At 63.7% G+C, this 20,634-nt stretch carries 16 protein-coding genes; 9 read left to right on the forward strand and 7 right to left on the reverse strand.

What is annotated here, in order from left to right; genetic code table 11:
• Window positions 1-291 precede the first annotated feature (291 nt).
• From ycaC (QN085_RS00815) to QN085_RS00830, 4 genes are all read left to right on the forward strand, one after another.
• Window positions 292-921 carry an isochorismate family cysteine hydrolase YcaC gene (gene ycaC / locus QN085_RS00815; RefSeq protein WP_015272313.1) on the forward strand — a complete coding sequence of 210 codons (630 nt, stop codon included), beginning with the start codon at window positions 292-294 and terminating at the stop codon, window positions 919-921.
• A gap of 114 nt (window positions 922-1,035) precedes the next feature.
• Window positions 1,036-1,344 (forward strand): putative antibiotic biosynthesis monooxygenase, encoded by a 309-nt coding sequence (locus QN085_RS00820; RefSeq protein WP_023661330.1) that lies wholly within the window; start codon window positions 1,036-1,038, stop codon window positions 1,342-1,344.
• 39 nt (window positions 1,345-1,383) lie between these two features.
• Window positions 1,384-2,202: an alpha/beta fold hydrolase gene (locus QN085_RS00825; RefSeq protein WP_023661331.1), complete on the forward strand. Its 819-nt coding sequence runs from the start codon at window positions 1,384-1,386 to the stop codon at window positions 2,200-2,202.
• A gap of 377 nt (window positions 2,203-2,579) precedes the next feature.
• Window positions 2,580-4,421: an amidohydrolase gene (locus tag QN085_RS00830; RefSeq protein WP_038410295.1), complete on the forward strand. Its 1,842-nt coding sequence runs from the start codon at window positions 2,580-2,582 to the stop codon at window positions 4,419-4,421.
• 164 nt (window positions 4,422-4,585) lie between these two features.
• Here the strand turns inward: QN085_RS00830 and QN085_RS00835 are convergent, their stop codons facing one another.
• From QN085_RS00835 to QN085_RS00845, 3 genes are all read right to left on the reverse strand, one after another.
• Window positions 4,586-6,184, reverse strand: coding sequence for an MFS transporter (locus QN085_RS00835; protein ID WP_044047176.1), 1,599 nt, complete (start codon window positions 6,182-6,184; stop codon window positions 4,586-4,588).
• A 1-nt stretch (window position 6,185) separates the two neighbouring features.
• A complete protein-coding gene (locus QN085_RS00840) occupies window positions 6,186-7,448 on the reverse strand; it encodes an OprD family porin (RefSeq protein ID WP_013974762.1) in 1,263 nt (420 codons plus the stop codon).
• Window positions 7,449-7,651: 203 nt separating this feature from the next.
• Complete coding sequence (locus tag QN085_RS00845; protein WP_013974761.1) at window positions 7,652-8,563, reverse strand: LysR substrate-binding domain-containing protein; 912 nt, start codon at window positions 8,561-8,563, stop codon at window positions 7,652-7,654.
• A 280-nt stretch (window positions 8,564-8,843) separates the two neighbouring features.
• Between QN085_RS00845 and ycaC (QN085_RS00850) the strand changes: the two genes are divergently transcribed.
• Window positions 8,844-9,473: an isochorismate family cysteine hydrolase YcaC gene (gene ycaC, locus QN085_RS00850; protein ID WP_013974760.1), complete on the forward strand. Its 630-nt coding sequence runs from the start codon at window positions 8,844-8,846 to the stop codon at window positions 9,471-9,473.
• Between the two features lie 177 nt (window positions 9,474-9,650).
• Here the strand turns inward: ycaC (QN085_RS00850) and QN085_RS00855 are convergent, their stop codons facing one another.
• A complete protein-coding gene (locus QN085_RS00855) occupies window positions 9,651-9,944 on the reverse strand; it encodes a hypothetical protein (RefSeq protein ID WP_031324361.1) in 294 nt (97 codons plus the stop codon).
• Window positions 9,945-10,546: 602 nt separating this feature from the next.
• Between QN085_RS00855 and QN085_RS00860 the strand changes: the two genes are divergently transcribed.
• Complete coding sequence (locus QN085_RS00860; protein ID WP_082041872.1) at window positions 10,547-10,825, forward strand: type II toxin-antitoxin system RelE/ParE family toxin; 279 nt, start codon at window positions 10,547-10,549, stop codon at window positions 10,823-10,825.
• A 12-nt stretch (window positions 10,826-10,837) separates the two neighbouring features.
• Window positions 10,838-11,122 (forward strand): HigA family addiction module antitoxin, encoded by a 285-nt coding sequence (locus QN085_RS00865; RefSeq protein WP_023660920.1) that lies wholly within the window; start codon window positions 10,838-10,840, stop codon window positions 11,120-11,122.
• Window positions 11,123-11,126: 4 nt separating this feature from the next.
• Here the strand turns inward: QN085_RS00865 and QN085_RS00870 are convergent, their stop codons facing one another.
• A complete protein-coding gene (locus QN085_RS00870; RefSeq protein WP_023660919.1) occupies window positions 11,127-12,914 on the reverse strand; it encodes a monovalent cation:proton antiporter-2 (CPA2) family protein in 1,788 nt (595 codons plus the stop codon).
• Between the two features lie 243 nt (window positions 12,915-13,157).
• Complete coding sequence (locus tag QN085_RS00875; protein ID WP_031324360.1) at window positions 13,158-14,132, reverse strand: GlxA family transcriptional regulator; 975 nt, start codon at window positions 14,130-14,132, stop codon at window positions 13,158-13,160.
• Between the two features lie 180 nt (window positions 14,133-14,312).
• Between QN085_RS00875 and QN085_RS00880 the strand changes: the two genes are divergently transcribed.
• Both QN085_RS00880 and ycaC (QN085_RS00885) read left to right on the forward strand, forming a co-directional pair.
• A complete protein-coding gene (locus QN085_RS00880) occupies window positions 14,313-14,675 on the forward strand; it encodes a helix-turn-helix domain-containing protein (RefSeq protein WP_013974756.1) in 363 nt (120 codons plus the stop codon).
• Window positions 14,676-14,748: 73 nt separating this feature from the next.
• Window positions 14,749-15,375, forward strand: a complete 627-nt coding sequence (gene ycaC, locus QN085_RS00885; RefSeq protein ID WP_004375560.1) for an isochorismate family cysteine hydrolase YcaC — start codon at window positions 14,749-14,751, stop codon at window positions 15,373-15,375.
• A gap of 117 nt (window positions 15,376-15,492) precedes the next feature.
• On the opposite strand, the gene QN085_RS00890 is transcribed toward ycaC (QN085_RS00885), so the two are convergent.
• The gene (locus tag QN085_RS00890; RefSeq protein WP_096010088.1) at window positions 15,493-20,541 is read right to left on the reverse strand and encodes a trifunctional serine/threonine-protein kinase/ATP-binding protein/sensor histidine kinase; all 5,049 of its coding nucleotides are present in this window, start codon (window positions 20,539-20,541) and stop codon (window positions 15,493-15,495) included.
• Between the last annotated feature and the right edge of the window lie 93 nt (window positions 20,542-20,634).

The raw sequence follows: 20,634 nt of genomic DNA on the forward strand, positions 1-20,634 counted from the left end.
GTAGTAATAGAGCAGGTTGGCCGGGCAGGCAATGGGGCCTGTGCCGGCCTCTTCGCGGCTAAAGCCGCTCCCACAGGGATTGCGCTGGATCTGAATCGTGCGCAGTACCTGTAGGAGCGGCTTTAGCCGCGAAAGGGCCGGTCGAGCCCATACAAAACCATCGTTCATAAAACAGAACGCTAGAGCCAAAAATCGCTATCTACCGCCCAAAAGGTCATGGTTTTAATCTTCTCCCATCAACGCGAAACACCCAACTTACTGAAAAGATCAAAACCCTTAGGAGCAACGACCATGACCAACTTCAAATACAACCGCCTGAACAAAGACGACGCTGCTGTCCTGCTGGTCGACCACCAGGCTGGCCTGCTGTCCCTGGTCCGCGACATCGAGCCGGACGCGTTCAAGAACAACGTATTGGCCCTGGCCGACCTGGCCAAGTTCTTCAACCTGCCGACCATCCTCACCACCAGCTTCGAACAAGGCCCCAACGGCCCGCTGGTACCAGAGCTGAAAGCCCTGTTCCCGGACGCCCCCTACATCGCCCGCCCAGGCCAGATCAACGCCTGGGACAACGAGGACTTCGTCAAGGCGGTGAAGGCCACCGGCAAGAAGCAACTGATCATCGCCGGCGTGGTGACTGAAGTGTGCGTAGCCTTCCCGGCGCTGTCGGCCCTGGAGGAAGAGTTCGAAGTGTTCGTGGTCACTGATGCCTCCGGCACCTTCAACGCGATGACCCGCGACGCCGCCCACGACCGTATGAGCCAGGCCGGCGCACAACTGATGACCTGGTTCGGCGTGGCCTGTGAGCTGCACCGCGACTGGCGCAACGACATCGAAGGGCTGGCCGCGCTGTGCTCCAACCACATCCCGGACTACCGCAACCTGATCACCAGCTACAACGCTTTCAACGCCAGCAAGTAAGCCAGATGTGCGGGCACCGCCAGCCGGTGCCCGCCAAGGCAGCACACCTGTCCAATCCAGCGCCCGTCCGCCGTTGCACAGTGGATGCGGGCAAGCTCATCCCAAGGAACGCCGATGAACACCGCACCCCAAGACAACCACGACGTAGTGACCGTATGCCTGCAACACAAGGTAATCGCCAGTTCGAAGGGCGCTACGCCGGCACAACCGCCGCGCTGGAAGCAGGCCCTGCTGACCTACCTGGTGATCTGCCCGATGACCATGATCATTCCACAACTGCTGGCGCCGCTGTTCGCACGCTTCCCGCAGCTGGGGGGCGCGATCATCGGCAACCTGATCGTCAACCTGTTCGTCATCCTGCCCGTGGTGTTCTACATCATGCCTTGGGTAACCCGCCGCTGCGCCAACTGGCTGCGTGGCTGAGCCAGGCCTTTACTTCGACATTTTCAAGGAGATACCGACATGAGCACGTTCGTTACCCGCGATGGTACTTCGATCTACTTCAAGGACTGGGGCAGCGGCAAGCCTGTGCTGTTCAGCCACGGCTGGCCACTGGATGCCGACATGTGGGATTCGCAGATGGAATACCTGGCCAGCCGCGGCTACCGCGCCATCGCTTTCGACCGCCGTGGTTTCGGCCGTTCGAGCCAGCCGTGGAGCGGCTACGACTACGACACCTTCGCCGATGACATCGCCCAGCTGATCGAACACCTCGACCTGCGCGATGTGACCTTGGTGGGCTTCTCGATGGGTGGCGGTGACGTCAGCCGCTACATCGCCCGCCACGGCAGCGAGCGTGTGGCCGGGCTGGTGCTGCTTGGCGCGGTGACGCCGGTGTTCGGCAAGCGTGACGACAACCCTGAAGGGGTCGACCTATCGGTGTTCGAGGGTATCTGCACCGGCCTGCGTGCCGACCGGGCGCAGTTCATCGCCGATTTCGCCACGCCGTTCTATGGCATCAACCATGGGCAGCAGGTGTCCCAGGGTGTGCAGACCCAGACCTTGAACATTGCGCTGATGGCATCGATCAAGGGCACCTTGGATTGCGTGACCGCGTTCTCCGAAACCGACTTCCGCCCGGATATGGCCAAGATCGATGTGCCAACCCTGGTGATCCACGGTGACGACGACCAGATCGTGCCGTTCGAGAGCACCGGCAAGCGGGCGGCGGAGCTGATTCGTGGGGCTGAGCTGAAGGTGTACGCGGGGGCGCCGCACGGGTTTGCGGTGACTCATGCACAGCAACTCAATCAAGACTTGCTGGCGTTCCTTCAGAAGTAACTGTGCTGGGGCATTCGCGGGTAAACCCGCTGCCACAAGGGACACCACAGTCTTCAAGGCCGGTGATGTCCCTGTGGGAGCGGGTTCACCCGCGAAGAGGCCAGCCCAGGCAGCGCAAATGCTGAACAAGGCTAACCTTCAACAACCCACCGCACATCCATCCAAGCCTTGTCCCTACACCAACCGGCATGCTCCGCAGTTGCGCCTGCCCGCTGCCGCACCAGACGGAGAACCCCATGTCCCAGGACCGCAACGACAAGACCCGTCGCCAGTTCCTCGCCACCAGTACCGTGCTCGGTGCCGCTGGCGCGCTCTGGTCCGCATTGCCTTTTACCGGTTCCGCCGGTTCCGCTCACGCATCCACCCAAGGAGGTTCCATGACCGCCGATCTGATTCTGTTCAACGGCAAACTGCACACCGTTGATCGTGAAAAGCCCACCGCGACCGCCGTCGCCATCAAGGATGGCCGTTTCATCGCCGTGGGCAACGACGCCGAAGCCATGGCCCACAAGGGCGCCACCACGCAGATCATCGACCTCAAGCAGCGCACGGTCATCCCTGGCCTGAACGACTCGCACCTGCACCTGATCCGTGGTGGCCTGAACTACAACCTGGAGCTGCGCTGGGAAGGCGTGCCTTCGGTGGCCGATGCCCTGCGCATGCTCAAGGACCAGGCCGCGCGCACGCCCACCCCGCAGTGGGTGCGCGTGGTCGGTGGCTGGAACGAGTTCCAGTTCGCCGAAAAACGCATGCCCACCCTGGAGGAAATCAACCAGGCCGCACCTGACACCCCGGTATTCCTGCTGCACCTGTATGACCGCGCACTGCTCAACCGCGCCGCGCTCAAGGCAGTCGGCTACACCAAGGACACGCCCAACCCGCCGGGCGGCGAGATCCAGCGTGACAAGTTCGGCAACCCGACCGGCATGCTCATCGCCCGCCCCAACGCGATGATCCTCTACGCCACCTTGGCCAAGGGGCCGAAGCTGCCGCTGGAATACCAGGTCAACTCCACCCGCCAGTTCATGCGCGAGCTCAACCGCCTGGGCCTGACCAGTGCCATCGATGCCGGTGGTGGCTACCAGAACTACCCGGACGACTATCAGGTGATCCAGGAGCTGGCCGACAACAACCAGCTGACCGTGCGCATTGCCTACAACCTGTTCACCCAGAAGCCCAAGGAAGAGCTGGACGACTTCCGCAAGTGGACCTCCAGCGTGAAGCTGCACAGCGGTACCGACTTCCTGCGCCACAATGGCGCCGGCGAAATGCTGGTGTTCTCCGCCGCCGACTTCGAGGACTTCCTCGAACCGCGCCCGGACCTGCCGCAAACCATGGAACAAGAGCTGGAGCCGGTGGTGCGCCACCTGGTCGAGCAGCGCTGGCCGTTCCGCCTGCATGCCACCTACAACGAATCGATCACGCGCATGCTCGACGTGTTCGAGAAGGTCAACCGCGACATCCCGTTCAATGGCCTGCCATGGTTCTTCGACCACGCCGAAACCATCACCCCGCAGAACATCGAGCGTGTGCGTGCGCTGGGCGGCGGTATCGCGATCCAGGACCGCATGGCCTTCCAGGGTGAGTATTTCGTTGACCGCTACGGCGCCAAGGCTGCCGAGCAGACCCCGCCGATCAAGCGCATGCTCGACATGGGCGTGCCGGTGGGCGCCGGTACCGACGCCACCCGCGTGTCCAGCTACAACCCGTGGACCTCGCTGTACTGGCTGGTCAGCGGCAAGACCGTCGGTGGCATGGAGCTGTACCCGGAAGGCCTCAGCCGTGACACCGCGCTGCAGCTGTTCACCCAGGGCAGCGCCTGGTTCTCCAGCGAGCAGGGCAAGAAAGGCCAGATCAAGGTGGGCCAGCTGGCTGACCTGGCGGCGCTGTCGCTGGACTTCTTCAGTGTCGATGAAGAGGCGATCAAAGGCATCGAGTCGGTGCTGACCGTGGTCGATGGCAAGGTGGTGTATGGCGCGGCGGAATTCGACAAGCTCGGCCCGCCCCAGGTGCCGGTGCTGCCGGAGTGGTCGCCGGTGACCAAGGTGCCGGGCCACTGGCGCGTGGGCACGCCGTCGCTGGCAGCGGTGGCGCACCAGTGTGTCGGGCCTTGCGGGGTGCATGCGCACAGCCATGAGAAGGCACGGCATTCGAATGTGCCGGTGAATGACTTCCAGGGCTTCTGGGGGGCGCTGGGTTGTTCGTGCTTTGCTTTCTAAGCTGAGCTGATGTGAAAAAGGGGGCCAGTTATTGGCCCCCTTTTTTGTTCCTTCAGTGCTGGCCTCTTCGCGGGTAAACCCGCTCCCACAGGTACGGCAGCGCCCTTCAGGCCTGTGTTGTCCCTGTGGGAGCGGGTTTACCCGCGAAGAGGCCACAGCAGACATCAATGGTGAGTCTTGTGCTCAGCTCCAGCCAACAGATGCCGAATCTTCACTTCCACACCATCGGTCTGCAGCATCCGCACCCTGGCCTCGATCTTCAGCTCACCCCGGGTTACCCGGTGGTGATGCCTCAAATGCTCCAGCCACGATTCCTCGAAGAAGAACTCCAGCCACAACGCCGGGTCCGCACTGTCGCGCATCAACCCCCACGACAACGCGCCATTGCGCTTGCGCATCGCCTCCAGCTCCCGCGCTGCCTGCTGGAACGCCTCGGCCTTGGCCGGGTCGATGTGGTATTCCACGGTAACCATCACCGGCCCGCTTTCCTTGTCCATGTCGTCGCTCAGCAGCGGCAACGGCCAATGCAGTGACGGCGTCAGCTCCTCGGCTGCGGTTTCCGGCAGCGTCACCTTGCAGGTCAGCAGCGTGCCCAGTGCCAGGCCAGCTGCGGCCAGCAGCAGGCTCAAGGTGATGGTTGCATGGCTGGCCAGCGTGCCCCACAGCAACCCGCCACTGGCCATGGCACCAAAGAAGATCAGGATGTACACCGACAGCGCCCGCGCCCGTACCCAGGCCGGTACCGAGGTCTGCGCCGCCACCTGCAGGTTGGACAGCACGGCAATCCACGCCGCGCCGCTGAGCAGCATTGCCGGCAGCAGCACATAGAAGTTGCGCACCAGCGCCAGGGCTAGCAGGAACAGGGCATACAGCAGGCTGGCCAGCAGCACCAGGCGGTCGCGGCTGATGCGTTCGCGCAGGCGTGGCAGCAAGGTGGCGCCGGCCACCGCGCCGATGCCGATGGCCGCCAGCAGCAGGCCGAAATCGGCGGCGGTACCTTGCATCTCGCCACGCACGATCAACGGCAGCAGCGAGGTGCCGGCGCTGGCGCAGAAAAAGAATGCCAAGGCGCGCAATATCACCGCCTGCAAGGGCTTGGCACTGCGCGCGAAACGCAGCCCGGTGCGCATGGCGCCGACGAAGCGCTCGGCCGGCAGCAGCGGCTCCTTCACCTCGCGCTTCCACAGGAACAGCACCAGGATCACCCCGGCGAACGAGATGGCATTCAGGGCGAAGGTCAGCCACGGGCCGACCATGCTCACCACCACGCCCGCCAAAGCCGGGCCGATGGCGCGCGACACATTGATACCGACACTGGAAAGCGCCACCGCGTTGGCCAGGTCGTCCTTGCCTACCAGCTCCGGTGTCAGCGCACTCCAGGCCGGCATCATCAGTGCCGTGCCGATGCCCAACGCCAGGGTAAGCACCAGCAGCAGGGTGACGTTCATCACCCCGAGCAGGGTCAGGGCCGCCAGCACCACGGCCACCGAAGACATCCACAGTTGCACCAGCAACAGGTATCGGCGCTTGTCGACGATATCAGCCGCCGCGCCGGCCGGCAGGGCAAGGAAGAACATTGGTAGCGAGCCGGCTACCTGGATCAGGGCCACGTGCAACGGGCTGGCCGACAGCGTGGTCATCAGCCAGCCGGCGCCCACCTCATGCATCCAGGTGCCGATGTTGGAAGCGATGGTGGCGATCCACAGCATGCGGAAGGTGGCGTTGCGCAATGGGCTCCAGGCGCCTGAAGGGGACGTGCTCATGTCAGAAGCTGCCTTTGAGTGGGTATTCGATGATCAGGTAGATCCGGTCGATGTCATCGCCAGCCTGGGCCTGGTTGGCGCGGTGGCTGACGTGGGAAAACGACAGGCTCAGGTCCTTGGCGGCGCCCGACTGCACCACGTATTTCAGGTCGATGTCGCGCTCCCAGTGCTTGCCGCCGTCGCCGTACTGGCCCGCATAGGCGCCGCCTGCCGGGGCATGGCTACCGTCGATGCCACGGCCGCTGACGTAGCGGCCCATCAGGCTCAGGCCGGGGGCGCCGAGGGTGGCGAAGTTGAGGTCGTAGCGCAGTTGCCATGAGCGCTCGCCGGGGCCGTTGAAGTCGGCGTACTTGATCGAGTTGGCCAGGTAGATGGAGTCGCCGCCGACGAAGTCGAACGGGGTATCGCCCTCGACCTTCTGGTAGGCCAGGCTCAGCGCCTGGGCGCCGAAGCTGTACCTGGCCAGCAGGCTGTAGGCGAGGGTGTCGATTGCCCCGGCACTGGCATTGCCGGTGTCGCGGGTCTTGTACAGGTTGCCGTCCAGGCGCCAGTTACCCTCGGCCAGGTTCAGGTTGAGGTAGGCCTGGCGCCAGGTGTCCTCCAACTGGCCTGCGTACAGTGCGCCGCCGAATGGCCCGTCGGGTGCGAACGCGGCACCGGCCAGGCTGATGGCACGGTTGTCGGTGGTGGCGCCGTAGCCGCTGAAGTCATCATGGCTGGAGCTGTTGCCCTGGTTGTTGAAGGCGGTGAAGTGCCCGGCCTGCAGGCGCCAGTCGGGCAGGTCGGTGTTGTCCAGGAACCAGCCGGTGGCGTACTCCGGGTGCAGGCGTTTGTCGCTGGTGTCGAACACCGGGGTTTCCACGGTCATTTCGCCGTAGTGCAGTTGGGTGTTGCCCAGGCGCAGCTTGAGCGCGGCGCCGGCGCTGGAGTAGTCGGACTCGGCGCGGCCATCGCTGTCGCGCGGCAGCAGGCCGGTGCCGGCATGGCCGCGGCCGCCGTCCAGCTTGAGGCCGAGAAAGCCATGGGCATCGATACCGACGCCGAGCGTGCCCTCGGTGAAGCCGGAGCGGATTTCGCCAATGAAGCCCTGGGCCCATTCCTGGCGGTAGTTCTGGCCACTGCCGGAGGGCGAGCGGAAGTCGCTGTGCAGGAAGTAGTTGCGGCTGAGCAGCGACCAGCCGGGCTCTTCGGCCTGGCTGAGCACCGGGCACAGGGCGAGGGTGGCGAGCAGGGCGCAGCCTGGTCCGTGGGTGGCGCGGATCATGGGGGCTCCGGGAGGTATGATCCGGGACTGTGGAGGAAGGATAGGCCAGGGGTCTTGTATGTGTGTGCTCTGGCTGTTCTTGCCTGTGCCGGCCTCTTCGCGGGTGAACCCGCTCCTACAGATACTGCACAAACCTTGAGGCTAGTGGTGACCCTGTGGGAGCGGGTTTACCCGCGAAGAGGCCGGCACAGGCGGCAACCGGCTCAAGCCATGTCGCTGATGGCGAATTCTTCGGCCAGATGATCGATCAGCGCCCGCACCGATGGCAGCAACCCCCGCCGCGACGGGAAGATCGCATGCACGATGCCGCAACGCGGGTGCCAGTCCGGCAACAACTCCACCAGCCGCCCCGCCGCCAGGTCTTCGCGCACCGCCACCCGCGGCAGGTGAGCGATACCCACCCCGGCCACCACGAAATGGCGCAGGGCGAACAGGTCGTCCGTCACCATGCGCGGTGTGTGCGGGATGACGATGCTGCGGCTGCTGTCCTCACCCAGGAACAGCTCCCACTGGTACTCACGCTGGGCGCTGCCCCAATGCAGGCTCGGCAGCGTGCCGAGCAACTGCGGGTCGAAGCCCTTGGGCAACTGCTCCAGGTACTGCGGCTGGCCGACCAGGCACTGGGTGCTGTTGCTCAGTACCTTCATCACCATGTCGGTGTTCTCCAGCGGCGGAAAGCGCACCCGCAGGGCGATGTCGAAACCCTCGTGCAGCAGGTCGACGCGGCGGTTGGTGCTCTCGATGAACAGCTCCACCTGCGGGTACTTGAGCATGTAGCGGGTAAGCATCGGCCCGACCCAGGAATTGAGCAGGGTGGTCGGGCAACTGATACGCACCAGGCCGCGCGGTTCGCTGCGGTTGCGCTCGATGATCTCCGCCGCGCCCTCGGCCTCCACGCGCATGGCCAGGCAGCGGTTGTAGTAGGCCTGGCCGATCTCGGTGAGCGAACAATGGCGGCTGGTGCGGTGCAGCAGACGCACGCCCAGGCGGTCTTCGAGATCGGCGATGCGTCGGCTTAGCTTCGACTTGGGCATGTCCAGCGCCCGGCCAGCCGGGGCGAAGCCGCCGTGCTCGACTACCTGGGTGAAGTAGTAGAGGGAGTTGAGGTCTTCCAATGATCGGTCTCCGGGTGTTTGGTTGCCTGTGCCGGCCCTTTCGCGGGTAAACCCGCTCCTACAGGTAATGCACAGGGCTCAAGCCCTGCGCTATCCCTGTGGGAGCGGTTTTACCCGCGAAGAGGCCGGCACAGCCCCTACAAATCCATCGTTCATAAAACGGAACGCTAAAGCCAAATTCTGCTATCTACCGCCACAAAGGTGATGATTTTAATCTGTGCCCATCAACGCGAAACACCCCCGAATGCTGAAAAATTCATAACCCTCAGGAGCACAGACCATGAGTAAATTCACCTACAACCGCCTGAACAAAGACGACGCTGCTGTCCTGCTGGTCGACCACCAGGCTGGCCTGCTGTCCCTGGTCCGTGACATCGAGCCGGACAAGTTCAAGAACAATGTGCTGGCCCTGGCCGACCTGGCCAAGTTCTTCAACCTGCCGACCATCCTCACCACCAGCTTCGAGCAAGGCCCCAACGGCCCGCTGGTACCAGAGCTGAAAGCCCTGTTCCCGGACGCCCCGTACATCGCCCGCCCAGGCCAGATCAACGCCTGGGACAACGAAGACTTCGTCAAGGCGGTGAAGGCCACTGGCAAGAAACAGCTGATCATTGCCGGCGTGGTGACTGAGGTCTGTGTAGCGTTCCCGGCGCTGTCGGCCCTGGAAGAGGAGTTCGAAGTGTTCGTGGTGACCGATGCTTCCGGCACCTTCAACGAAATGACCCGCGATGCTGCCCATGACCGCATGAGCCGCGCCGGCGCGCAAATGATGACCTGGTTCGGCGTGGCCTGTGAGCTGCACCGCGACTGGCGCAACGACATCGAAGGGCTGGCGGCGCTGTGCTCCAACCACATTCCGGATTATCGCAACCTGATTACCAGCTACAACGCGTTGACTGCGGGTAAGTAACAGCCCGTTAGTTGAATGCAAAAAGGCCGGCTCCCTCTGTAGGGAGCTGGCCTTTTTTGTTTGCTGCGCTGGCCCTTTCGCGGGTAAACCCGCTCCCACAGGGACTGCACAGTTTCAGCGCCTGTGGTGATCCTTGTGGGAGCGGGTTCACCCGCGAAGACGCCAGCAAGGACAACATCAATTCATGGGTTGCGACTCAATCCCATCCAGCAATGCCTCAACTAATCCTTCCGCCATTTCGAGCGCATTCAGGTTGCTCCAGAACAGGCTCTTGCCGGTTTCATCCAGGTGTTCCAGGGCTTTGTAGCCACAGTCGTAGGCGCCGCGCAGGTACTGGGCGACATGCACCAGAGCGTCGTGGGCAGAGACGCCCGGGTTTACTGTGAACAAAGGTGGATGGCCGGCATCGCAGCGGCTGAAAGCGCGTTGTGTGGTGCTGGGGAGGGGTGGATTGGGGACGATTCTTTTCATGGCAATTCCTTCTCTCGGGTTGAACTGCAACCACCCGTTTCCACGCAGAAGGCGGCAGTTGTGCGCGGGGTGGAAAACCGGTGAGAAGGCAAGCCGGTAGGCCAAAAGGCCTCACGCGCACAACTGCCATAACGGCAGCCCTTCATCAGATCCGGGTTTCCACACCCGATCGCTGAACCGACAGCGACCCGGCAAGCCTAGAGAGCAGGCTTTCCCCGGACAATCAGACGGGCTTCGACACGGTGCGTAGGATAAATCTTCAGACGGTGTGCCTGAGTAGGAAATGACTCGCAGGTAAGTAGGAGGCTGCTGAAACGTCTGCGTTTTAATTCCGCGCGCTGCTAATCGTGGGCAAGCCTTCTCTTCCAAGATTGCACCAGACCGACTTGTAGTGATGGCACGCGAGGGGCCATGTGGGCGATTTGCTTCTGACGGGCATCTTTTTTGGGAAATTTCTTACGCGCAGATCGGAGCGTCAGACGGCGCCAAAGCGAGTGGTCAGGAACAAACTGGGCAACCCGGAAATCATTCAGGAGTATGTCTATGTACGTTCCCAATGCTAACTTGAAAAGTGTAAGGCTTGACCTTACACTTGATCTCCAATGATACGGAGCTTCAGGCACAAAGGCCTGAGGCTACTTCATCAGCAAGGCGACTCATCAGGAGTGCGGGCAGATCATGTTGCCCGTTTGCGGCGCTTACTCGCTTCACTTGAAGTAGCGCAGATGCCTTCAAATATGAATCGCCCTGGTAACCGGCTTCATCCCCTGCATGGAAAGCTGGATGGCTTTTGGGCAGTGAATGTCTCGGGCAATTGGCGTCTGGTGTTCCGCTTCGTTGGTACAGACGTGGAGCTTGTCGATTATCTGGATTACCACTAGGAAGCTGAAATCATGGCTATGTTCGATCCGCCCCACCCTGGCGAGTCCCTCCGTGAAGACGTGTTACCTGCGATTGGCATGAGCGTATCGGGGCTGGCTCGACACCTCGGCTACTCGCGAGGGCAGTTGTCCACCGTTCTTAACGGGCGCGCCGGCATATCAGCAGACCTTGCTTATCGCCTTGAGTTGGCGGGCCTCGGTGATGCCCGCCAGTATCTTGCGGAGCAGGCTGCTTATGATCTCTGGCAGGCCGCGCACCGTGAGCACCCGCAAATAGTACGGCTAGTGTTTGCCTGATAGCTCAATCCGCATCCGAATCAAACAACCGCTCCAACTCCGCCCGGGCCTCCTTGGCCGTCTGCATCACCTTGGCCCGGTCATCACGCACCTGCCCCTGGGCCACCAGCACCTCTTCGTCATGCTGGGTAAACCGCGCAATCCGGTCCGCCGCCTGCGCCTCGCTCAACCCCAACCCCACCAATGCCCGGCGGGTCATCTCCAGGCTGGAGTAGAACGTCTCGCGAATCGGCTCGGCGCCGACATCCGCCAACTTGTGCACATGCTGGCGGTTACGCGCGCGGGCCAGCACTTTCAGGTGCGGGTACAGGCGTTTCACCCGTTCCGCCGTGTGAATGGCAGCTTCCGGGTCATCGATGGTGATGATGAAGTATTCCGCCTCGCCCACCTTGGCGGCATGCAGCACCTCGGGGCGCAGCGGGTCGCCGTAGAACACGGGTATCTGTTCGAACATACGGGTCATCTCGATGGTGTCCACCGAGGTTTCCAGGGCAATGAACGGAACTTTCTGTGCCCGCAGGATGCGCGCGACGATCTGGCCCATGCGGCCCATGCCGACGATCACCACCCGTGGCGTGTCAGCCTGGATCTGCTTGTAATGCTCCGGCACCTCACGCGCCGGTTGCGGGCGCTTGAGGGCGTGGGCGCAGCCAATCATCAGCAGCGGGGTAATGGCCATCGACAGGGTGATGGTCATCAGCAGCAGGTCGTAGGTCTGGGTGTCGAACAAGCCTTGGTCCTTGCCCAGCTTGAACACCACGAAGGCAAATTCGCCACCGGCAGCCAGCACCATGCCCAGGCGCAGGGCGCTGGCGCTGTTCAGACCACCGGCCAGGCGCCCGACGCCGATCAGCAGTACCAGCTTAACGGCCACCAGCAGCAGGGTCAGGCCCAGCACCACCAAAGGCATTTCCAGCAGCAGGCGCAGGTTGGCGCCCATGCCGACGCTGATGAAGAACAGCCCCAGCAGCAGGCCCTTGAACGGTTCGATCTGCGATTCCAGTTCGTGGCGGTATTCCGAGTCGGCCAGCAGCAGGCCGGCGAGGAAGGCACCCAGGGCCATGGAAATGCCGGCTTCTTCCATCAGCCAGGCAGTGCCGATCACAACCAGCAGCGCGGTGGCGGTGGACACTTCCGGCAGGCCGGTGCGGGCCACGGTGCGGAATACCGGGCGCAGCAGGTAGCGGCCACCGACGATGACCACGGCGATGCTGGCGAACACCTTCAGGCCATGCTCCAGGCTGTCGCCGTGGCTGGTGTCCGGGCCACTGGCGGCCAGCAGCGGAACCAATGCGATCAGTGGGATGGCGGCGATGTCCTGGAACAGCAGGATGGCGAACGCCAGGCGGCCGTGCGGGGCGTTGAGCTGCTTGCTTTCGGCCAGGCTCTGCAGGCCAAGGGCGGTGGACGACAGCGCCAGGCCCAGACCGAGCACGATGGCCGCCGGTAGCGTCTGGCTGAAGCCGAACAGGGCGATGGCGCCGATCAGAGCACCGGTCAGCAGCACCTGGGCGGTGCCGACGCCGAATACGGACTTGCGCATCAGCCACAGGCGCTTGGGCGACAGCTCGAGGCCGATGATGAACAGCAGCAGGACCACGCCCAGCTCGGAAATGTGCGCCACGCTTTCGGTATCGCGGATCAGGCCCAGCGCCTGCGGGCCGATGATCACGCCGGCAAGCAGGTAGCCGAGCACGGCCCCCAGTTTCAGTCGCTTGGCCAGCGGGACGGCGAGAACAGCGGCAAGCAGAAAGATCACCGCGGTTTGCAGAAGGCTGCCTTCGTGTGGCATTGGCTCGTACTCCATGAGCTGCCGGGGCAGCGTTAGATCAGTTTGGCGGACAATTCTGGGGGAATGTGAGAGTGCCAGACAATCTGCTGAGAGGAAGACACATTGTCCTGAATCAGGTGACAGTCGTGCCGGCCTCTTCGCGGGTGAACCCGCTCCCACAGGTACAGCGGTGTCTTCAAGCCTGCGCAACACCTGTGGGAGCGGGTTCACCCGCGAAGAGGCCGGCACAGGAAATCTGCATACTCAACTGCCACCAAACTGCGCCCGATACTGCGCCGGCGTCATGCCAATCCGCTCGCAGAAAACCTTGCGCAAATGCCGGTCACTGCCAAACCCGCACTGCGCAGCCACTACCTTCAACGGCAGGTCGCTGCTTTCCAGCAGCTTGCGCGCGCGGTCGATGCGTGCGTTCTGCAAGTATTGCAGCGGCGTGATTCCCACCTCGCGTTGAAAGGTGCGGGCGAAGTTGCGCCCACTCATGGCTACCAGGTCGGCCATTTTCTGCACGGTGAAGGCTTGCTCGATATGGTCGACGATATACGCCTGCACCCGTGCAATCGGCGAATCATCCCGCGGTACAGCCGCCAGCAGTGGTCCGTAGGGTGTCTGCCCACCCTGGCGATGGCGGGCGACCAGCAGCACCTTGGCCACTTCCAGGGCCAGCGCTTTGCCGTGGTCCTCGGCCACCACTGCCAGTGCCAGGTCGATGCCTGCGGTGATGCCGCCCGAGGTAATCAGGCAACGGTCGATCACGTAGATCTGCTCGGTCTCGACCTTCGCCTCGGGGAACGCTTGTGCCAGGCGCTCCACGTAGTTCCAGTGGGTGGTGCAGCGATAGCCGTCCAGCAGCCCGGCCCGGCCCAGCAGGAATACCCCGGTGCATATTGCACCAAAGCGTTTGGCCCGGCGCACGGCCTGGGGCAGCCAGCGCTCGATGCCTGGCAGGGCGATGTCATAGGCGCCCGGGCCGCCTGGCACCAGCAACAGGTCGACGGATTCCGGCAAATCCTCCAGACGCAGGTCGGCTACCACTTTCAACCCGCAGGAGCCGCGCACCGCTGCCTGCCCTTCGGCCAGGGTCAGCAGCCGGTACTTCCGCTCGGCAGGAAGGAAGCGGTTAGCAATGGCAAACGCGTCCATGGGCCCGGTCACGTCCAGCAACAGCACATCATTGAACAACACCATGGCCACGGTGCGGTGGGCGGGTTTTTCCTGCATCGCTCTTATGCCTTGAATGCCGGCCGCCACCAGCGGCCCGAAGCTGAATACGAAACGCATCTTAAGGTATCGGCAAAACCGTCAGGGCCAGCAGCGCGCAATTAACAACAATTCAGGTTTGGCTCAGGACTTTGTCATGTGCCGGAGGCGAGACTTTCTGCATTGAACAGGAGAGCCGCCATGCACCCCGGGACGCCCCAAGCGCCGCTGCAAACCCCCGGCGCACTGACGCCGGCGCGCTTGCGCCGGGCCAAGGAACTGATGTTGCACAGCCCGTTGTCGATCATCGAAATCGCCGGGTTATGCAATCTCACCCGCAGCCACTTCTCGCGCGCGTTCAAGGTCAACACCGGCCTCTCGCCCCAGGCGTGGCGCCTGCTGGCACGCATGGAAAAGGCCAAGCGCCTGCTCGCCACCGAGGCGCCGATCACCCACGTGAGCCTGGAATGCGGCTTCTGCGACCAGGCCCATTTCACCCGCGCCTTCAGCCGCCTGGTCGGCCAGCCGCCCAAGGCCTGGCGCCAGGCGCAGGCCCATCCTTAAGCCGAACCTATCCGCCGGTATAGCCCCTTGTGGACAGTGCCGGCCCGTTTTCCCAACCCAAGGAGTCACCCCGATGAGCCAACCCGATTACAAGCGCCTGAACAAAGACGACGCCGTGGTGCTGCTGGTCGACCACCAGACCGGCCTGATTTCGTTGGTGCAGGACTTCTCGCCCAACGAGTTCAAGAACAACGTGCTGGCCCTGGGCGACCTGGCCAAGTTCTTCGGCCTGCCGACCATCCTCACCACCAGCTTCGAGCAAGGCCCGAACGGCCCGCTGGTGCCCGAGCTGAAAGAGATGTTCCCGGATGCGCCGTACATTGCCCGCCCTGGCCAGATCAACGCCTGGGACAACGAAGACTTCGTCAAGGCGATCAAGGCCACTGGTCGCAAGCAGCTGATCATCGCAGGCGTGGTGACCGATGTGTGCGTGGCGTTCCCGACCCTGTCGGCGCTGGCGGAAGGTTTTGAAGTGTTCGTGGTGACCGATGCTTCGGGCACCTTCAACGAAACCGTGCAGCAGGCGGCCTGGGTGCGCATGACCCAGGCGGGTGCACAGATGATGAACTGGTTCTCGGTGGCCTGTGAGCTGCACCGCGACTGGCGCAATGACATCGAAGGGCTGGGTAACCTGCTGTCGCAGCGCATTCCCAACTACCGCAACCTGATGAACAGCTATGCGGCCCTGAGTGCCCGTTGATGTAAGCCTGTACCGGCCCTTTCGCGGGTGAACCCGCTCCCACAGGAACCGTACAGTTCTCAGGCTGTGCACTATCCCTGTGGGAGCGGGTTCACCCGCGAAAGGGCCGGTACAGGCTCAAGAAGGATTCACAGGCAGCGTAAAGCGAATCCGACACCCCCCCAGCTCCGACACCTGCGCCTGCAACTGCCCTCCATGGGCCTGCACCACCGAGTTGCAGATCGCCAAGCCCATCCCCATGCCGCCGATCTTGGTGGTATGAAACGCATCGAACACTCGCTCGCGCTCATCCGCTGCAATCCCCGGCCCGTTGTCGTCCACGCAGATTTCCACCTCATTCCCGACCACCACCGACGCAATCCGCAGCACCCCGTCGCTGCGATACCCCGCCAGCGCCTCCAGGCCATTGGTAATCAGGTTGAACACCAACTGCTGCAACTGCACCGGGTCGGCCATCACGCTCACCCCCGCCTGCAAGCGCATCTGCACGTCCACCGGGCCCTTGGCGGCATCGGCCGATGTAAGGCGCACCACTTCGCGGATCAACTCGTCCAGCTTCACCACCTTGAGTTGCATCGGCGACTGTTTGGCCAGCGAGCGTAGCGCACGCACGATGTTGGCGGCCCGTTCGCTGTCGTTGCGGATGTCTTCCAGGCCGGCAATCGCCTCTTCCAGGTCGGGCTTGGCGCGCTTCAGCCAGCGCAGGCTGGCAGCGGCGTTGGAGGCTATGCCCAGCAGCGGCTGGCTGATCTCATGGGCGATGGACGCGGACAGCTCGTTCATCACCTGCAAGTGCGACGTGCGGGCCAATTCCGCGCGGGAGCGGCGCAACTCGGTCTCCATCTGGGCGCGGGTCTGGTTGTCTTCGGCCAGGCGTGTGTAGAACTTGGCGGTTTGCAGCGACACCGCCGCCTGTGAGGCGAGTATTTCCAGCATGGCCAGGCGCTGGCCGCCGAACAGGTTCGGCACCAGGCGGTTTTCCAGGTACACCAGGCCGATCAGCACGCCCTGGATCACCAGCGGCAGGCACAGCACCGAACGGGCCTTGCGCGCCTGCAACTGCTGGCGGAAGGCCTCGGGGCAATCGCTCTGGGCATCGTTGAACACCAGGGGCTTCTTGGTGCGCATGGTGGCGTTGATGATCGACAGCGGTGCCTGGGTCATGAACTTCTGGCAGTCGTCCATGCTCACGTGCAGCCCGGCATCGTCGATGTAGGCGAGGGCAGCCATCTGGAATTCGGCACCGCTGACGATCAGCAGCGCACCGTGGTCGGCCCCGGAATGCTGGGTCAGGTGGCCCATCAGGGTTTCGATAAGGCCTTCGAGCAGCACTTCCTCGGACAGCGCCCGTGCTGCCTCGATGCCGGCTTCCAGGTCGAGCTTGGCCTGGTGGGTTGCGCGTTGGCTTTCCTGGATTGGCTGGGTGCGCAGGAACGGGTGCAACGCCTCCAGCTGGTGCACCTTGCCGGTCGCGCCCCAGATATGGAAACAGTCGCGGGCGATGCGCAGGTGCAGGTTGGCGCCGGAGATCAGGCCGCTGGGGATGCATACCTCGGCCAGCTGTTCGTGGGCCAGCGCCTGCTCGTGGATGAAACCGGCGGCGGTGGCGGCGATCTGTGCCTGGTCGAAGCAGCGGATGGCGGCCAGGCCGTCGCCTTCGAGCTTGGCGATCACGCCTTCGATCAGCAACAGCTTGTTGCGGAAGGTGGCCGGGTTGAAGCCGGCCCAGCGGCCGAAGCGCTCGCGCAGGGCGTGTAGTTCGCGCAGCTTGTCGGCAAGGCTGCCAATGGCCTCGGGGCTGCCCAGGGCCAGGCCGCGGAACAGGTGATAGTCGGCCAGGTTGATGTGCGCTGGTACCGCCCAGGTGTTGTCCCCGGCCAGTGCCAGGTTGCGCATGGCCTGCGGGATGTTACCCAGGTAGAAGTCGCCCATGCCGGCCATGAGGTATTGGAAGAACCGCGTGGTGGGCGATTTCGAGGCTGTGGCCGAGGCCGGGCAGGGCGTGCAGCTCAATTTGGCGACGAACGCTTGCTGGGCCTGCAGGATCTGCTCGATGTCGCGGTAACCGTAGTGACGCACGGTGGCCAGGCCTTGCGCCAGTTCCTCCACCACGTCCGGCAGGTAGCGGCCCATGAACAGCGAATCGGAAACCAGGTGGTTGCAGGCATAGCAGCTCATCGCCAGGTCGCCGCTCAGGCGCCCCGAGTCGACCGCATCCAGTGCGGTACGGCGGGCGAACTCCATGGGCGAGGTCCAGGCGCTGACCTGGTCCAGGGCCAGCAGCGCGCTGGTCAAGTCAGCGTCGAAACCGTGCCGCTCTATCAGCTTGAGCGCAGCCAGGCAGCAAGCGTGGCCATCATGGTAGGCACCGAAGCGCTCGGCAATCATCACCCCGTACCAGGCCATGCCGTAGGTGCTGCCCGGGGCGACGCCGTGCAGCAGTGACAGCTCCATGAGCTTGGCCAGGTGCAGGAAGCAGATGTCGTCCTTTACGAAAAACGATGACGACAGGGTGGCCAGCAGGCTGATGGCAACTGTCACTTCCTCCGAATCGGTGCGCTGCAGCGATTCCAGGCAGTGTCGGCCTTTCTGTTCGACCAAGGTCTGTACATGGGCATGACTGGCTTCGACCTGTTGCCAGTCGACACCTCGCACCGGGCTCATACCCAGCAAGTCCAGGCCGGAAATGGCGCTGTCGATGGCCGCCTGATAGTCGCCGCGCAAGGTGTACAGCAGCGCCTGCAGGCGGCATACCCGCGCCTGGTCCAACGCCGAGCGCGCGCGCAGGCGGCATTCAGTGATGCGGGCCTCGGCCGCGACCATTCGCGACAGTTGCATGTCGCACTCGGTGGCCATGCAGGCGATGGCAAAGCCATGCGTGGCGCGGCTTTCCAGCGTTGCGCCGCGTTGCAGCAACTGCTCGGCCGTGTGCAGGTAGCCAGCCGATTGTTCGAACGCGCCGCCATCGCGTGCGCGTGCTGCTGCCTCGCGTAAAAGCTGCAGAAAAGCTTCGCAGTCATCCGCTGCAAACCCGCATGGGCTGGCGCGTTGCAGCTGGTTGGCAAGCTCGAACAGTACCTCGTGCAGGCGCCCCGGCCAGGCCTGGCGCATGGCCTGGGCAATACGTGCATGCAGTTGGGCACGTGCGCGCGCTGGCGTGAGAGCGTACGCAGCTTCCATCACCCGTTCATGGGCGAAACCCAGGCCGTTCTGGCCCGGTTGCAGGAAACCCGCGCCAATCAAGGCTTTCAACGGCTCGCCGGGCGCTTGAGAGAGTACCTGGTGAAGCAGGCGTTCATCACAGCGGCTGCCAGCCGCACTGACCACCCGCAGCAGGTCGCGCTGCGGCTCGGGCAGGCGCACCAGGCGGTGGATCATCAGGTCGGCGACATTGTCGGAATAGCGGTGGCGGGCCACGGCCTGCAGGCACCATGACCAGCGCATGGTCTGGGTATCGAAGGTGAACAGCTGGTCCTCGACCATGGCCCGGAGGATCTGATTGATGAAGAACGGATTGCCCGCAGTCTTGTCGTGTACCAGTTCGGCCACCTGCAATGCGTCCTCGGGGCCGACGTGGTAGCGCTCGCCGATCAACTCGGTCACCGCGCTCACCGCCAGGGGCCGCAGGTTCAGCGTGGTGCTGCGCACCGCTGCGGGCAGGGCAAGGGGTGTACTACTGGCTGGCGCATCACTGCGCCGGGCGAAGATCAGCAACAGGTTGCCGGGCGCGTGAGCCAGAAGTTGCGCCAGCAGTTGCTGGCTGGAGTCGTCGACCCAATGCATGTCATCGAAGAACAGCACCAGCGGCTGGTCGGGGCGGATGAATACCTGCAGGAATTCGACGATCGCCCGCAACTCCTTCTGCAGCGCCAGACGCGTGGGCTTGGCCGGCAACTCGGGCAAGGGGCCGAGGATCAGTTGCAGGTCTGGTGCCAGCTTGCCGAGCAGCCGGCCGTGGCCTTTGATACGGCGCAGAATCTCGCAGCGCAAGGCGACGAGGTCCTGGCTGTTCTTGGCCAGCAACTGGGTGGTCAGCGCGCCGAGAATTTCGACCCAGGGCGCGTAGGGCAAGGCCTGTGCAACGCCGTTGCACTTGCCGATGGCCCAGTAACCCTGGGCGTTGGCCCTGAGCGCTGCCTCGACCAGGCTCGACTTGCCCATGCCCGTAGCCCCGTTGATGAACAGGGCTTGTGGCTTGCTGTCACGGCGCTGTGCCTTGAGCAGCAGGGCGATGGCCATCTGTTCGGCACTGCGGCCATACAGGCGTGCGCGGTCGGGCGTCATCGGGTCGGCACAGCCTGGTTCGAAGGCCTCCATGGACTTGCTGGCGGCCCACTGTCGCTGGCAATAGGCCAAGTCCACCGCCAGGGCGCGAGCACTCTGGTAGCGGGCGTCCGGCTCTTTGGCCAAGGCCTTGGCCAGGATCCGGCTGAGAGGTTGCGGCACATTGCTGTCCACTTCGCAGGCCGCTCGTGGCTGCACGCCGGCATGCAGCTGGCGCCAGTGCTGGGTGTCGCGCCCGGCCAGAGGCAATTCGCCCAGCAGTAGCTGGTAAAGGATCGCGCCCAGGGCATAGATGTCGGTGCGTCGGTCGCTGCTGCTGCCGTGCGGGCAGACCTGTTCAGGCGCCAAGTAAGCCCAGTTGCCGAGCGGGGTGCCTTGTTCACTGATCAGTTCCGCCGGGTCGGCGCGAAAGCAGCCCAGTCGCACTCGCTGGTCCGCGCGCAGGCACACATGTTCGGGCTGCAGCGCGCCGTGCAGCACATTGCGTTCGTGTGCCTGGGCCAAGGCAGTGGCTGCATTCACCGCAATCTCGAGAAACGGCGCCAGGGCGGCAGGGCCCTCTGCGATAAGGTCGGCGATGGAGCGGCCGGCCGGGTACACCAGCAGGGGGCCTTCGGCCGAGCGCACGAACGCCGAGGGGATCACCGCCCATTGCGGGTCGAGTTGCAGGCGGTAGTCGCGTTCCAGGCGCTGGCAGGCGGCGGGGACCTCGCGCGGGGCGCGCACGGCGATCCATGCCTGGTCGGTGGCTGGATCGCGAAGCCGGAAGTAACTGAGTTCACCTTCCTGGCCCAGCGCGTTGATGTCGCACCGGTTCAGCCAACCCTCGTCGACGGACTGGTCGTAATCGATGGGCCTGTGGGCAAGGCGTTCATCGAGCATAAGGCACCCCTGCTAGCGACATCCTGACGCACGAGTATACGCAGCGGACCCAGCAGGGATGCGGGCTGCAGGCTGCTTGGCAGGAAAGGGTAC

The sequence above is a fragment of the Pseudomonas sp. M2(2023) genome, assembly GCF_030263955.1.
Classification (GTDB): Bacteria; Pseudomonadota; Gammaproteobacteria; order Pseudomonadales; family Pseudomonadaceae; genus Aquipseudomonas; species Aquipseudomonas asiatica.